The organism is Mangrovimonas sp. sgz306409, assembly GCF_059735265.1.
The window spans coordinates 671,084-685,027 of record NZ_JCAPEU010000001.1; the positions used below are offsets into that span (position 1 = coordinate 671,084).

The window sequence follows — 13,944 nt, forward strand, 5'->3', positions numbered from 1 at the left end:
AATTGAATTGGCAAGGTTTTTAAAGATCTATGCTTTGTATTCCTTTACAGCATCAATAAATGCCTTGGCATTATCTAATGGAATATTTGGCAAAATACCGTGCCCTAGGTTGACAATGTATTTATCCTTTCCAAATTCATCAATCATTTGGTGAACCATCTTTTTGATGACGTCTGGAGGCGATAATAGTCTTGCTGGGTCGAAATTTCCTTGAAGGGTAATTTGTCCACCAGTTAAATAACGGGCATTTTTAGGAGAACAGGTCCAATCAACTCCAAGGGCAGAGGCATTGGATTGTGCCATTTCATGGAGGGCAAACCAACAACCTTTTCCGAAGGCAATTACTGGAGCATCATCTTTTAGGGCTTCAATAATTTGATTGATATACTGCCATGAAAATTCATGGTAATCGGTTGGAGATAACATACCTCCCCAAGAATCAAACACCTGAACTGCGTTAACACCAGCTTTTACTTTTTCCTTTAGGTAAGCAATAGTGGTATCGGTGATTTTTTGCAATAATTGGTGGGCTGCAATAGGATTGGTAAAACAAAATTCCTTGGCTTTGTCAAAGGTTTTGCTGCCTTGGCCTTGCACGCAGTAGCACAAAATAGTCCAAGGAGAGCCTGCAAATCCAATAAGAGGAATTTCGTCATTCAACAATTCTTTGGTGGCTTTTATCGCTTGGTAAACATAATCCAATTCTACCGTTACATCTGGCACAACTACATTGTCCACATCTTTTTGGCTGCGAACAGGGTTAGGTAAGTAGGGGCCAAAATTTGGCTTCATTTCCACCTCGATGTTCATAGCTTGTGGAATCACCAAGATATCAGAAAACAAGATGGCTGCATCCATACCGTAGCGACGAATAGGTTGAACGGTGATTTCGCTGGCCAATTCAGGAGTGCGACAACGTGTAAAGAAATCGTATTTTTCGCGAATTGCCATAAATTCTGGTAAATAGCGACCTGCTTGACGCATCATCCACACTGGTGGGCGTTCAACAGTTTCTCCTTTTAGGGCTCTTAAAAATAAATCGTTTTTTATCATGTTTATTCCGCTGAAAAGCGACTCTATTTAATTCAACTTTTTTAATTCAAACCTAAAGATTAGGCGTAATGTTCGTTTACCAGTTCTATCACACTTTCTACCGTAGGAACTTTGGCAATACGAACATCCTTGAAATATTTTTGGGCTTCCTTGGCAGTGGTTTCTCCTATACAGAAAGCAATGCCGTTGGGTTTATTTTGTTGGATAAAACTTTCTACGGTTGAAGGACTGTAAAACATAATGCCTTCAATATTGTCCTCCACTTTTTCCGAATCGTAACGGGTTTGGTAGGCTTCAATTTCCTCTACCTTGATGTGGTTGTCCTTTAAAATGGTTGGCAAATCGTCCAATCTCAAATTGCTGCAGAAATAAGTAACCTCTGTACCGTCAATATAATCAACTAAATATTCGGCCAAGGTTTTTGCGTTTTTGGCAGCATGTGCTACAGGGCCTATTTTTTGTTCAATAAGGCGTTTGGTACGACGGCCAACACAATAGATATTTTTAAAATTTAAGTCTTCGGAAGGGCAATTGGTAAGAATGGCATCTACCGCATTTTGACTTGTAATCACTACATTTTTAATTGAAGCCTTAAGCTTGCTTGCAGGGATTCTGTTGGGGTTGGTTTTGATGGCATCGTTGCTCTTTACAACCAAACTGTCGTTTAAAAGAAACTGCTGATCTTCGGTTAAGGATTTTGTAGAATAAATATTGGTTTGCTTCCCTGAATGTTTAATACCATCCATCAAGCGTTTGCCGCCACGTTCAATAACATTTTCGGCACATTGCTGTGCTAAATCTTGATGCCTACCTAATTTTACGGATCGGGAAACTTCAATCTTTTTGGTTCCGTCAGGACTTAATAAAACTCCAGTAAAACTGATTTCTTCATTTTTGATAGTTGCCAAGGCGCCAATAGGGGCAGAGCAACCACCTTCCAAAACTCTTAAGAAATTACGTTCTATAGAGGTGCAGATTTCTGTTTCTTCGTGGTTGATTTCACGACAGATTTCCAAAATATCCTCATCTTTTTCCAAAGCAGTTACCATCACAGCTCCCTGAGCAGGGGCAGGAATCATCCAATCTAAATTGAGGGCATTTTCAGGGCGAATTTGCAAACGTCCTAAGCCTGCCGCAGCAAAAATGGCACCATTCCAATCTTCGTGGTCTTCCAGTTTTTGAAGGCGTAAATTTACATTACCACGTAACCCAACTACGGTGTGAGTAGGGTAGCGGTTGAGCCATTGTGCTCTTCGGCGTAAACTTCCAGTGGCAATAATACCTTCTCTCTGTGATAGGAATTCTTCATTATGTTTAAAAACCAACATGTCCTTGTTGTTGCCACGTTTTAAAACTGCGGCTTGAACAATTCCGTTCGGTAAAGCTGTAGGGACATCTTTTAGGGAGTGGACTGCTATATCGATATCACCATTTAGCATGGCGATGTCCAAAGTTTTGGTGAAAATACCAGTAATTCCTAATTCATAAAGAGGTTTGTCAAGGACCAAATCCCCAGTTGATTTTACGGGAACAAGAACGGTTTTGTGGCCCAAGTGTTCCAGTTGATGCTGTACGGTTTTGGCTTGCCATAGCGCCAATTGGCTATCGCGGGTTCCAATGCGGATAATTTTAGACATGTTTTGTGGATTCTTCTAATTGAAACACCTTCTTAATTAATTCCAGGCTTTCATCAGTAGAAATGCCATCCTCTCTTAAATGATGTGCAAAGTGATTTGTAATCTTTTGAATGATATTGTTACTGATCAATTCGGCCTGCTCTTCATTGAAATTAGACAGCTTTTTACGTTGCGTGTCTAATTCTGCATTCTTAAAATCGGTCAGTTTTAGTTTTAGAGCCTTGATGGTAGGAGCAAATTTTCGGGTTTCCAACCAGGTGTTGAATTCCGCTTTTACTTCTTCAAGAATGGCCTCTGCTATTGGGATGTGCGCCTTTCTCTTTTCTAAGGTTTCATCTGTAATCTGAGAAAGGTCGTCTAGGTGAATCAAGGTGACATTGTCCAATTCGGTAACGTTGTGGTTCACGTTTCTAGGAATGGACAAATCCAAGATCAACAACGGTTTTTTGGTTTGAATCAAAAATTTGTCGACGGTAGGGTTTTGAGCGCCAGTGGCTACAATCATAACGTCAGACGCGTTGATTTCTTCCTGTAAATTGGCATAGTCCTTTACCAACAAGTTGAACTTGCCAGCAATTTCCTGTGCCTTTGTTTTGGTTCTGTTGATAAGGGTGATGTGCTCATTTTTAGTGTGCTTCACTAAATTTTCGCAAGTGTTACGCCCTATTTTTCCAGTTCCGAAGAGTAGAATATTTCGGTTGGAAATATCTTCAATATTGTTCAAGATGTAATGTACCGAAGCAAAAGACACCGAAGCCGCTCCCGAGGAAATATCGGTTTCCGTTTTGATACGTTTACTGGCTTGGATTACGGCATTGATCAAACGCTCCAAGTAGGAATTCAATAAACCTGCTTTTTTAGAATCCTTGGCGCTAGACTTTAACTGACTGATAATTTCAAAGTCACCAAGAATTTGACTGTCCAAACCAGAACCTACCTTAAACATGTGGGCGATAGCTTCTTTGTTTTTGTAGATGTAGGCAACTTCCTGAAACTCTTCAACGGTTCCTTTGGTGTTCTCGCAAAGTAACTTGATAAGTTGGTAAGGATGCTCGGCAAAACCGTAAAGTTCAGTACGGTTACAGGTAGAGGTTACAATAAGGCTGTCAATGCCATTTGCCTTGGCTTGGGTATATAGCAATTGCTTGCCATCATTATCCAAGCTAAAGTGGCCTCTTATATCTGCATCGGCTTTTTTGTAGCTTAGGCCAATGGCGTAAAAATATGTTGTTTTCGACTTAGTGTTGTATTCCATTAAATAACGTTGGAAATTCGGGAACAAAAATATATTTATGCAAATTAAAAAAATAACGCTAAAGGAACAATAAGTATCGCTGGTGGTTTTTTTGGCTTGTTTTTCGAATTAATGTAAATAATATCATACTTTTGCAGTTGAAACAACGTGTTTGACGAAGTTTGTTTAGAACAGGTCTAAATAGTTTTGAGATGGATTCGAGTTTTGATGCAGAAAAAAATATCGCCATAGGTTCTTTAAATACGGCCATAGATTCTTTTAATGAAGTAGAGATAGAAAAGGATTTTTATGTGCTGACCTACCAAAACGAAACCGATAAAGTGGTGACTCTTGAAAGGGAAATTGATAGTAGTTTTATTCAATTTCACTTTTGTTTAAAGGGCATTTGTAAGTTTATTTTCAATAATGGTCGTTATGCTTTGAATATTGAAGATGAAAATTCATTGCTACTCTATAATCCACAACAGGATTTGCCTCTTCATATGGATTGTCAACCACAATCTTGGTTGGTTTCGGTGATTATTTCTATTAAAAAATTTCATGGATTGTTTTCGCAGGAGGCGGATTATATTACGTTTTTGAGTGAAGACAATAAGGATAAGAAGTACTATGATGACGGGAAGATTACACCGTCAATGGCCATTGTGCTTACCCAGTTGATTAATTTCAATCTTAATAATTCCATTAAAAATCTCTACTTTAAAGGGAAGGCTTATGAGCTTTTGAGCTTGTATTTTAACCGAAGTGAAGATGCCAATGTGGAGCAATGCCCATTTTTGGTAGACGAATCCAATGTCATCAAAATTAGAAAGGCTAAGGATATCATCATTTCCCGAATGACCGAACCGCCAACCTTACAGGAACTTTCAGAGGAAATTCAGTTGAGTTTAAAGAAATTAAAGGAAGGCTTTAAAGAGATTTATGGAGATTCTGTCTATAGCTTTCTGTTTGATTATAAAATGGAGGTGGCCAGAAAATTGTTGGAATCGGGAAACCATAATGTCAATGAAGTTGGTTTAAGGGTAGGTTACAGTACAGCGAGTCATTTTATTTCAGCCTTTAAAAAGAAATATGGAACAACCCCCAAAAAATACATACAATCAATATTATGAACATGAAACACTTATTGCGAATAGCCATATTTTTTATAAGTATCATTGCTCAGGCGCAATCGGATACAGAAGGTGTAAAAGTTGAGTTGCTGAAGTACTTTGATTATGTGGAAGCTAATAATTCCGATGGGGTGATTGGTTACATGCATCCTAAAGTATTTGAAACCATTTCCAAAGAGCAGATGAAAGCGGGAATGGATCAGATGCTGCAGAATGAACAGATGAAAATCGAGTTTTTGAGTACGGAAATCACCAATATTTCAAAAATTATTACGCTTCGGGATAGTCAATACAGTCTTATTGATTATTCCAACGATATGAGAATGACATTTCTTTCCGCAGCAGATAAGACCTTGGAAGAAAAACAGACCTTCATGGATTTTATGGCGCCTACGATAGAAGAGCAGTTTGGAGAGGGCAATGTGAAGGAAGATGCGGAAACTGCTTCTTTGATAATTCATGTGGAAAGTAATATTTACGCTGTTAACAATGTTGACTTTGGTGGTTGGAAATTTTTGGCCAACGATCCAAATATGGCAACGGTTGTGAATGGAATCATTCCTGCGGAAGTGAGAAATGAATTGACAAAACAAAACTAAAATAGGTTAATAACGGCTTTATAGGATTTATGAAAAAGGGAATTTTACTTGTTAATTTAGGGTCGCCAGACAGTCCAGACCCAAAAGATGTGAAAAAATATCTTGGTGAATTTTTAATGGATGAGCGGGTAATCGACGTTCCGCTTTGGGCAAGAAACTTGTTGGTAAAGGGCATTATTTTAAATACCCGTCCTAAAGCTTCTGCAGAGGCTTATGGTAAAATTTGGTGGGAAGAAGGTTCACCGTTAATTGTGATTTCTGAACGCGTAAAGGCAGGAATCCAAAAGCAAGTAGATGCTCCTGTAGCTTTAGCCATGCGTTATGGAAGCATGACCATTAAAAAAGGCTTGCAGGAATTGGTGGATCAAGGAGTGGAAGAAGTATTTATTGTGCCATTATATCCGCAATTTGCCATGGCAACTACGGAAACAATTTTAGTATTGGCAGAAGAGATAAGAAAAGAGCACTTCCCGAATTTGAAATTCTCCGATTTAAAGGCTTTCTACAACCGTCCTGATTATATTGAAGTGCTTTCCAATAGTGTGGCAAGACATTTGGAAGGAAAACCATTTGAGCATTTATTGTTCTCATATCATGGGGTTCCTGAGCGCCACATTAGAAAAAGAGATGTTACCAAATCTCATTGTAAAATTGATGGAAGCTGTTGCGCTACACCTTCCAAAGCCCATGAATTTTGCTACAGACACCAATGTTTGGAAGTGACGCGATTGGTTGCTGAAAAATTACAGTTGGCCGAAGGAACCTATTCTACTTCGTTTCAATCAAGACTAGGTTTTGATCCTTGGTTATTGCCTTATACCGATAGAACTATTGAGGCATTAGGTAAAAAAGGATTAAAAAGTATGGCCATTGTAACGCCTGCCTTTGTGAGTGATTGCTTGGAGACTTTGGAAGAAATTGCCATGGAAGGAAAGGAGATTTTTGAAGAAATGGGGGGTGAGCATTTTACAACCGTACCTTGTTTGAATGATGACAAAGAGTGGATTGACTTGTTGTCTAAATGGATGAATGATTGGCTAACATCAGAAACGGTTAAGGCGTAATGGCAAAAATTTCTGCCCAAGAATTAGGTTCACAGCCTATTGGGAAACTATTAATTAAACAGGCGGTTCCTGCGTCTATTGGTATTTTGGTAATGTCCTTGAACATTCTTGTAGATACCATTTTTGTAGGGAATTGGATTGGGCCAACGGCAATTGCTGCCATTAATGTGGTATTGCCGGTATCCTTCTTCATTGCTGCTTTGGGAATGAGTATTGGTGTAGGCGGTTCGTCCATTATTTCTCGAGCTCTTGGTGCCAACGATCATGAAAAGGCACTGAAAACATTCGGAAATCAAATTACGCTTACCTTATTGTTTACTGTTACGCTCGTTATCTTAGGGCTGACATTTGTGGATGGCATTATTCCAGCTTTTGGTGGGAAGGGAGCCATTTTTGATCCCGCCAAAGTGTACTATATCATCGTGCTGTATGGAGTGCCGTTTTTGGCCTTGTGCATGATGGGGAATACGGTGATTAGGGCAGAAGGAAAGCCAAAATTCGCCATGTATGCCATGATGATCCCTTCGGTTGGAAATTTGATTTTTGACTATATTTTTATCAACCTAATGGATTTGGGCATGGAAGGTGCAGCTTGGGCTACCACGGGCTCTTACATGCTTTGTTTTGTATTCATTATTTGGTTTTTTATGTCCAAAAATTCCGAGCTAAAGATAGGGTTGTCCCATTTTGGCTTGAATTCAAAAATTGTATCCGAAATAGGGTCTTTGGGCTTCGTTACTTTGGCTAGACAGGCTGTGGTAAGTATCACCTATCTGTTTATGAACAATATTCTATATAACCTAGGAGGGGAAGTTTCGGTTACAGCTTATGCCATTGTTGGGAGGATGCTCATGTTTGCCCTGTTCCCAGTGTTTGGAATTACCCAAGGGTTTCTGCCCATTGCAGGTTTTAATTATGGAGCATCCCAATTTGATAGGGTTAGAGAAACAATCAATACCGCCATTAAATATGCCATTCTGTTGGCGACGATTATATTTATTGCTTTGATGGTATTTCCTGAGGCGATTACCAGATTGTTTACAGATGATGCTGAGGTACTCAAAGAAACGCCAAGCGATATGCGCTGGGTATTTGCCGCTACACCAATTATTGCCATTCAATTAATTGGGGCAGCCTATTTTCAGGCCATTGGTAAAGCAACACCAGCCTTGCTATTGACATTGACGAGGCAAGGCTTCTTTTTTATTCCCCTTATTTTAATATTGCCTAAATTTTTTGGCGAACTTGGGGTATGGATGTCCTTTCCAATTTCGGATGTTTTGGCAACCATTGTGACTGCTTATTTTCTACATATAGAAGTCAAAAAAACACTCATTAGTGAAACTTAAATAGCTGTTATGGAATACTACAATTATATCAAGGCGCTGCACCTTATTTTCGTGATTACTTGGTTTGCAGGGTTGTTCTATATCCCGAGATTGTTTGTGTATCAAATAGAGGCTTTCCATAAACCCTCGCCAGATAAGGAAATTTTGGGAGAACAATTGAAGCTTATGGCCAAACGACTTTGGAATATCATTACTTGGCCTTCGGCTATTTTGGCAACGGTATTCGCAATTTGGTTGATTGTTTTAATGCCAAGTTGGTTACAGCAGGGGTGGATGCATGTGAAATTGGCTTTCGTTGTATTATTGATTATCTATCACTTAAAAACTCATCAATATTTCAAACAGTTGCAACGCGATGAGGTGAAAAAAACATCCAGCTACATGCGTTTATGGAATGAAGGAGCTACCTTTATTTTGTTTGCGGTGGTGTTTTTGGTAATCCTAAAAAATGCCATGAATTGGATTTTTGGAGTTGTTGGCATTGTGGTGTTGGGCATCTTGATCATGTTGGGCTACAAAATCTACAAGAACATCAGGGCTAAAAATCCAAACGCGTAAACAAATCTGTTTTGGTGTGATTATTGTTATATTTATCGCACTAGAAAATTTCAAATGAAATTAAAAAAGCTTTCCCTTCGCGTCCGCATTTTCTTGGCCATGATTTTATTGGTGTTGATTGCTTCCATTCTTATTGTGGCGGTTACCGTTTACCAATACAACGAAGAGGCGTTGGACTACCATAGGGATCGCTTGGATAAAAAGGAGGAGAACATTAAAAGTAGTATTGATTTCACCATCAAGGAAACTACCTATCCTGTTACAACCGAAAATATTCCCAAAATTTTTAAGGACAAGATTTATGAAATTGCAGCTATTCACAAGCTGCAGGTAAACTTGTATGATTTGGAAGGAGGTTTGCTTAAAAGTTCACGTCAGAGTATTTCCAACGATACTATTGCCAAATGTATCAATGCTGAAATTTTAAACACCTTGGCCAATACAGCCGAACACCGGCATGTGACAAAATACGTGGAAAACGGAAAGATTATCCAGTCTTCCTATACTTATATTACAGACCAGAAATTTAAGCCCTTAGGTATCCTGAATTTGCCATATATGGAAGACGACAAGTTTATGGATAAAGAGCTGTACGACTTTCTGGAGCGTTTGGCTTATGCCTATATTTTCATGATGTTGATTGCAGTGGCCTTGGCTTATTTGTTGTCAAAATACATTACGAAATCACTCAAGACCATTAGTGACAAGATTAACGAAACCCGACTTGAAAAACGCAATAAGAAAATTGATATAGAGTCTTCGAGTGAAGAGATAGTGACCTTGGTACATTCATATAATACTATGATTGACCAATTGGAGGAGAGTGCTGTAAAGTTGGCTACTAGCGAGCGTGAGCAGGCTTGGAGAGAAATGGCAAAACAGGTGGCGCATGAGATTAAAAACCCGTTAACACCTATGCGTTTGACCGTTCAGAATTTTCAAAGAAAGTTCGATCCACAGGATCCTGACATCTATAAAAAGGTGAATGAATATTCCAAAACCTTGATTCAGCAAATCGATACCATGAGTTCCATTGCTTCTGCATTTTCAAACTTTGCCAAAATGCCGGCACAGGAAAAGGAAACGCTTAATGTGGTGAAAATCGTCAAACTTGGTTTGGATATCTTTAGCGAGGATTATATCATGTTTACTTCCGAAAAGGAAGAAATCATGGCTAAGTTTGATAGGACCCAACTCATCAGGGTGATTACCAATTTGGTGAAAAATGGTATTCAGGCCATCCCAGATGAACAGGAGGAAAAGAAGATTGTAGTGGCTGTTTTGGACGATCATTCGAATGTGATTATTACGGTGGCCGATAATGGTCAGGGTATCACTGAGGCAAACAAGCAAAAAATCTTCGAACCTAAGTTTACTACAAAGTCAAGCGGTATGGGACTTGGGCTTGCCATGGTAAAAAATATTGTGGAAACTTATAATGGAAGTATTACCTTTACCTCTGAAAAAGGAAAAGGGACCGTTTTTAAGGTGATTTTCCCTAAAGTATAACCTCTCTAGGCCTGTTAGAGTTTTTAAATATTGGGCCTTTTTAATCTTCTTTACGATGAATTACGATAATATTATTTCTGAAGTAAATAATGGCATTGCCACTATTACCATAAACCGACCAAATAAGTTGAATGCTTTAAACAAAGCTACCATACAAGAACTACACCATGCTTTTAAGGAAGCAGATGAAGACAATGGAGTTAAGGTTATTATCGTTACGGGCTCAGGAGAAAAAGCCTTTGTAGCTGGAGCCGATATTAGCGAATTTGCTGATTTCAGTGTAATTCAGGGAAAGGAATTGGCGGCTAAAGGACATGAGTTATTGTTCGATTTTGTGGCAAATTTATCCACTCCGGTTATTGCCGCAGTGAATGGTTTTGCACTTGGTGGCGGATTGGAGCTGGCCATGGCGGCACACTTTAGAATTGCCAGTAGCAATGCTAAAATGGGATTGCCGGAGGTGTCTTTGGGAGTAATTCCAGGATATGGTGGAACCCAAAGATTGCCACAATTGGTGGGGAAAGGACGTGCTATGGAAATGATCATGACTGCAGGAATGATCGATGCGCAAACTGCCTTGTCCTATGGATTGGTGAATCATGTAACGGCTCAGGAAGAATTGATGGATTTAGCTGAAAGTCTTGCAGCAAAAATTATGAAGAATTCTTCTGTGGCTATTGGTGCATCCATTGCCGCCGTTAATGCTAATTATGAAGATGGCGTGAATGGCTTTGAGCAGGAAATTCAGAAATTTGGTGAGGCTTTCGGAACGGAAGATTTCAAGGAAGGTACTACGGCGTTTTTAGAAAAACGTAAGGCCGAGTTTCCTGGAAAATAAAATTGATATTAAATAAGTTATAGAAAATGGGTTTGTTGAAAACCCATTTTTTATTTAACAGTTTTAGAGAGGCAATCTTCGTAAATTTAAAACACTTGTTTTTATAACTAGGTAAATTATTACTTATGGATTCAAAGGCTATCATCAAAGGAAGAGGGGCGCAAGTAAATGTGTCCAATCGCTTTTTTGAGCTAAGCCATGAACTTCGTGATGATTTTTTGGAGTATTGTGCCCAGGAGGGAGAGCCCGTGGATCCAAATAAAACAAGATATTTGGAGGTGTCCCCTAAAACCATTGTCAACAAGGTGGATAGCCCAGATGTAGGCATGGGCTATTCCTTGAATATGTACCAAGGCTGCGAGCATGGATGTATTTATTGTTATGCACGTAACAGTCACGAATATTGGGGCTATAGTGCAGGGTTGGATTTCGAGCGACAGATTTTGGTTAAAAAGGAAGCTCCTAAATTATTGGAAGCCTTCATAAAAAAGAAAAGTTGGAAGACCCATACCATTGTGTTGTCTGGCAATACAGATTGTTATCAGCCTGCTGAACAGCAATTTGAAATTACAAGGAGATGTCTGGAGGTTTTCTTAAAATATAAGCATCCAGTGGGCATTATTACCAAAAATGCTTTGATATTGCGAGATCTGGATATTCTGCAGGAATTAGCCAAAGATAATCTGGTAGCAGTAAATATTTCCATTACTTCCCTTTCGGAAGAGACAAGACGTATTTTGGAACCAAGGACGACCACTATTAAGAAGCGATTAGAGACAGTAAAAGTATTGAGTGAGCATGGTGTTCCTGTTAATGTGATGATCGCTCCAATTATTCCATCGATTAATAGTCACGAAATACTGCCTTTGGCCAAAGTGGCGGCAGATGCTGGAGCTTTATCTATAGGGCATACCATTGTACGATTAAACGGTGCTATTGGGGAAATTTTTACCGATTGGATTAAGAAAACCATGCCAGATAGGGCTGATAAAGTATTGCATCAAATTGAAGATTGTCATGGTGGTTCTCTTAATGATAGTCGATACGGTACGCGAATGAGAGGTGAAGGGAAAATTGCGGAACAAATAAATGACTTGATTAAGTTGGCTCGAAATAAATACTTCAAGGATAAAAAGATGCCTGGTTTAAATCATGATCTTCACGAGCAATATAAGGATGGGCAATTAAAATTGTTTTAAAACGAAAAGAGCAGCCCTAAAGCTGCTCCCTTACTAACTAACATTCTAACATTATCTAATAATCAAACTTGTAAAATGGGTTATATTTTCATGGAATGTGTAAATTCTCTACCTTCAGTAGTCACAACAATTCTATAATCCCCTTTTCTGCTTTTATCCAATTTGTAAATACGCTCTACCACTTTTTCGTTTTTAATGGTTTCAGAGTGAATAGATTCAAACTCGTCATCGTGGTCGTAAGAATCGTCATAGTAAATGTCTACTTCAACAGGAGTTAATTCCAAATCTAATTTAGAGAACATGATTTTGTTGCCTTCTACTCTAAAAATAGGCTTGTAGAATTTGGTCTCTTTTTGTTTGTTGAATTCCACTTCGTGGGATTGTACTTTAAATGGAATGATCTCAATGGCTACGTCCTTGTCTATTTCAAAGAAATAATTCCCGTTTGGAAGTTCTGTAAGGTCGAACAAGTTGGTATAAGTTCCAGAGCTAGTAATGGTTTCTTTATAAAGTACCAATCCGCTTAAATCTCTGATCATTAATTTTTGTCCCTGTTTTACATCTTCCAAAGTCAACATTGTTTTTTTTGCTGCCTTCATTTCTAAGGAAGAAATGTTTGTGTTCGCATAACCGCTCATGGCTGCAATTAATGCTACCATAAGGATACTGTTTTTAATTGCTCTTTTCATGACACATATTTTTTAAGTTATTTGATATTCCAAAAGTAGGCGCAATTTCAGGGGAGAAAAACATCAATTTTTTCCAATTTATATGTTTAATTAACATTAATGCGTGTGTTAAGAAATTATTAAGTTAATTTAGCATAGATAATAGTTAAAATGGCATATACGTTAGGTTTCCATTAATATTAATTTTGTATTTAAATTGCTGTTCCAATGAAAATTAAGCCTACATATGAGAAGGTAAGCCCTAGTTTTGGTAACTCTATACTTGTTAGCCAACATACTGAAGCCGCGACCAATAATAATGGGAAGTGGCATTTTCATCCAGAAATTGAATTGGTGTATGTAAATCAAGGAAGAGGAAAACGTCATATTGGCAATCACCTATCCTATTTTAACAACAGTCAATTGATTTTGTTGGGTTCCAATCTGCCTCATTATGGCTTTACCGATCGTTTAACCAGTAAGGGTTCTGAAACTATTATTCATTTTATGCCCGATTTTTTGGGAGATTTGTTTTTTCAGAAACCAGAAATGGCTGCCATTAATCAATTGTTGGAACGTGCCAAAAGTGGCATTCTGTTTAAACCGGATACTAAAAAGATTGTGGGGCCGAAAATTGAAAGCTTGATTGAATATGAAGGTTTCAATAGAATAATGAAACTTTTGGAGATCTTAAACGATTTAGGGCTGTCTAAAGACTATACCTTATTAAACGTAGATGGGTTTGCTTTTGAAACGGAGCCTAAAGATAGTGACAAGCTCAATATTATTTTTAAATACATCAATAACCATTTTATGGCGCCTATTCCCTTGGAGGATATCGCCGATAGAGTGAGTATGACGGTACCTGCCTTCTGTAGGTATTTAAAAAAGGCAACGGGAAAGACTTTTACCAGATTGGTAAATGAATACCGAGTTGTGCACGCAACAAAATTATTGAACGAAAGTCAACTTAGTATTGCCGATATCTGTTTTGAAAGTGGTTTCAACAACTTCTCACATTTCAACAAAACCTTTAAGGAGATAACTGGTAAAAGTGCCTCAAAATACCGTGCCGAAATCAAGCACCTTATTCAATATTAGAC

General features: G+C 38.4%; 13 protein-coding genes. 9 read left to right on the forward strand and 4 right to left on the reverse strand.

Going from position 1 to position 13,944, the window contains the following annotated elements; all coding sequences use genetic code 11:
* Positions 1-27: 27 nt before the first annotated feature.
* The 3 genes from hemE to hemA are packed head-to-tail and all read right to left on the reverse strand — an operon-like array spanning position 28 to position 3,945.
* Complete coding sequence (gene hemE, locus AC6I5C_RS02995; RefSeq protein ID WP_497903881.1) at positions 28-1,053, reverse strand: uroporphyrinogen decarboxylase; 1,026 nt, start codon at positions 1,051-1,053, stop codon at positions 28-30.
* Positions 1,054-1,112: 59 nt separating this feature from the next.
* The gene (gene hemC, locus AC6I5C_RS03000; RefSeq protein ID WP_497903882.1) at positions 1,113-2,690 is read right to left on the reverse strand and encodes a hydroxymethylbilane synthase; all 1,578 of its coding nucleotides are present in this window, start codon (positions 2,688-2,690) and stop codon (positions 1,113-1,115) included.
* Complete coding sequence (gene hemA, locus AC6I5C_RS03005) at positions 2,683-3,945, reverse strand: glutamyl-tRNA reductase (RefSeq protein WP_053976440.1); 1,263 nt, start codon at positions 3,943-3,945, stop codon at positions 2,683-2,685. Before hemA ends, hemC begins: the two co-directional genes overlap by 8 nt.
* Positions 3,946-4,136: 191 nt before the next feature.
* Between hemA and AC6I5C_RS03010 the strand changes: the two genes are divergently transcribed.
* The 8 genes from AC6I5C_RS03010 to AC6I5C_RS03045 all read left to right on the forward strand — a co-directional run bounded on the left by AC6I5C_RS03010 (position 4,137) and on the right by AC6I5C_RS03045 (position 12,173).
* Entirely contained in the window at positions 4,137-5,057 is a 921-nt protein-coding gene (locus tag AC6I5C_RS03010) for a helix-turn-helix transcriptional regulator (protein WP_076662563.1), read from the forward strand.
* Positions 5,058-5,059: 2 nt separating this feature from the next.
* Positions 5,060-5,656 (forward strand): hypothetical protein, encoded by a 597-nt coding sequence (locus AC6I5C_RS03015; RefSeq protein WP_497903883.1) that lies wholly within the window; start codon positions 5,060-5,062, stop codon positions 5,654-5,656.
* Between the two features lie 29 nt (positions 5,657-5,685).
* Positions 5,686-6,720 (forward strand): ferrochelatase, encoded by a 1,035-nt coding sequence (gene hemH / locus AC6I5C_RS03020; protein ID WP_497903884.1) that lies wholly within the window; start codon positions 5,686-5,688, stop codon positions 6,718-6,720.
* Positions 6,720-8,069, forward strand: a complete 1,350-nt coding sequence (locus AC6I5C_RS03025) for an MATE family efflux transporter (protein WP_497903885.1) — start codon at positions 6,720-6,722, stop codon at positions 8,067-8,069. Before hemH ends, AC6I5C_RS03025 begins: the two co-directional genes overlap by 1 nt.
* Before the next feature lie 9 nt (positions 8,070-8,078).
* Positions 8,079-8,627: a CopD family protein gene (locus AC6I5C_RS03030; RefSeq protein WP_053976435.1), complete on the forward strand. Its 549-nt coding sequence runs from the start codon at positions 8,079-8,081 to the stop codon at positions 8,625-8,627.
* Positions 8,628-8,681: 54 nt separating this feature from the next.
* Positions 8,682-10,136: a sensor histidine kinase gene (locus tag AC6I5C_RS03035; protein WP_497903886.1), complete on the forward strand. Its 1,455-nt coding sequence runs from the start codon at positions 8,682-8,684 to the stop codon at positions 10,134-10,136.
* A 55-nt stretch (positions 10,137-10,191) separates the two neighbouring features.
* On the forward strand, positions 10,192-10,974 hold the full coding sequence (locus tag AC6I5C_RS03040; RefSeq protein WP_497903887.1) for an enoyl-CoA hydratase/isomerase family protein: 783 nt from the start codon (positions 10,192-10,194) through the stop codon (positions 10,972-10,974).
* A 125-nt stretch (positions 10,975-11,099) separates the two neighbouring features.
* Entirely contained in the window at positions 11,100-12,173 is a 1,074-nt protein-coding gene (locus AC6I5C_RS03045; RefSeq protein WP_497903888.1) for a PA0069 family radical SAM protein, read from the forward strand.
* 80 nt (positions 12,174-12,253) lie between these two features.
* Here the strand turns inward: AC6I5C_RS03045 and AC6I5C_RS03050 are convergent, their stop codons facing one another.
* Positions 12,254-12,862 carry a hypothetical protein gene (locus AC6I5C_RS03050; RefSeq protein WP_076662556.1) on the reverse strand — a complete coding sequence of 203 codons (609 nt, stop codon included), beginning with the start codon at positions 12,860-12,862 and terminating at the stop codon, positions 12,254-12,256.
* 207 nt (positions 12,863-13,069) lie between these two features.
* Here AC6I5C_RS03050 and AC6I5C_RS03055 point away from each other — a divergent pair, with 207 nt between their 5' ends.
* The gene (locus AC6I5C_RS03055; RefSeq protein ID WP_497903889.1) at positions 13,070-13,942 is read left to right on the forward strand and encodes an AraC family transcriptional regulator; all 873 of its coding nucleotides are present in this window, start codon (positions 13,070-13,072) and stop codon (positions 13,940-13,942) included.
* The last annotated feature ends 2 nt before the right edge of the window (positions 13,943-13,944 follow it).

Bases quoted from the DNA above. Each gene is read 5' to 3' on its own strand.
- AC6I5C_RS03010 (WP_076662563.1), top strand. From the start codon at position 4,137: ATGGATTCGAGTTTTGATGCAGAAAAAAATATCGCCATAGGTTCTTTA.
- AC6I5C_RS03045 (WP_497903888.1), top strand. From the start codon at position 11,100: ATGGATTCAAAGGCTATCATCAAAGGAAGAGGGGCGCAAGTAAATGTG.
- AC6I5C_RS03055 (WP_497903889.1), top strand. From the start codon at position 13,070: ATGAAAATTAAGCCTACATATGAGAAGGTAAGCCCTAGTTTTGGTAAC.
- hemE (WP_497903881.1), bottom strand. From the start codon at position 1,053: ATGATAAAAAACGATTTATTTTTAAGAGCCCTAAAAGGAGAAACTGTT.
- hemH (WP_497903884.1), top strand. From the start codon at position 5,686: ATGAAAAAGGGAATTTTACTTGTTAATTTAGGGTCGCCAGACAGTCCA.
- AC6I5C_RS03025 (WP_497903885.1), top strand. From the start codon at position 6,720: ATGGCAAAAATTTCTGCCCAAGAATTAGGTTCACAGCCTATTGGGAAA.
- AC6I5C_RS03040 (WP_497903887.1), top strand. From the start codon at position 10,192: ATGAATTACGATAATATTATTTCTGAAGTAAATAATGGCATTGCCACT.
- AC6I5C_RS03030 (WP_053976435.1), top strand. From the start codon at position 8,079: ATGGAATACTACAATTATATCAAGGCGCTGCACCTTATTTTCGTGATT.
- AC6I5C_RS03035 (WP_497903886.1), top strand. From the start codon at position 8,682: ATGAAATTAAAAAAGCTTTCCCTTCGCGTCCGCATTTTCTTGGCCATG.
- hemC (WP_497903882.1), bottom strand. From the start codon at position 2,690: ATGTCTAAAATTATCCGCATTGGAACCCGCGATAGCCAATTGGCGCTA.
- AC6I5C_RS03015 (WP_497903883.1), top strand. From the start codon at position 5,060: ATGAAACACTTATTGCGAATAGCCATATTTTTTATAAGTATCATTGCT.
- hemA (WP_053976440.1), bottom strand. From the start codon at position 3,945: ATGGAATACAACACTAAGTCGAAAACAACATATTTTTACGCCATTGGC.
- AC6I5C_RS03050 (WP_076662556.1), bottom strand. From the start codon at position 12,862: ATGAAAAGAGCAATTAAAAACAGTATCCTTATGGTAGCATTAATTGCA.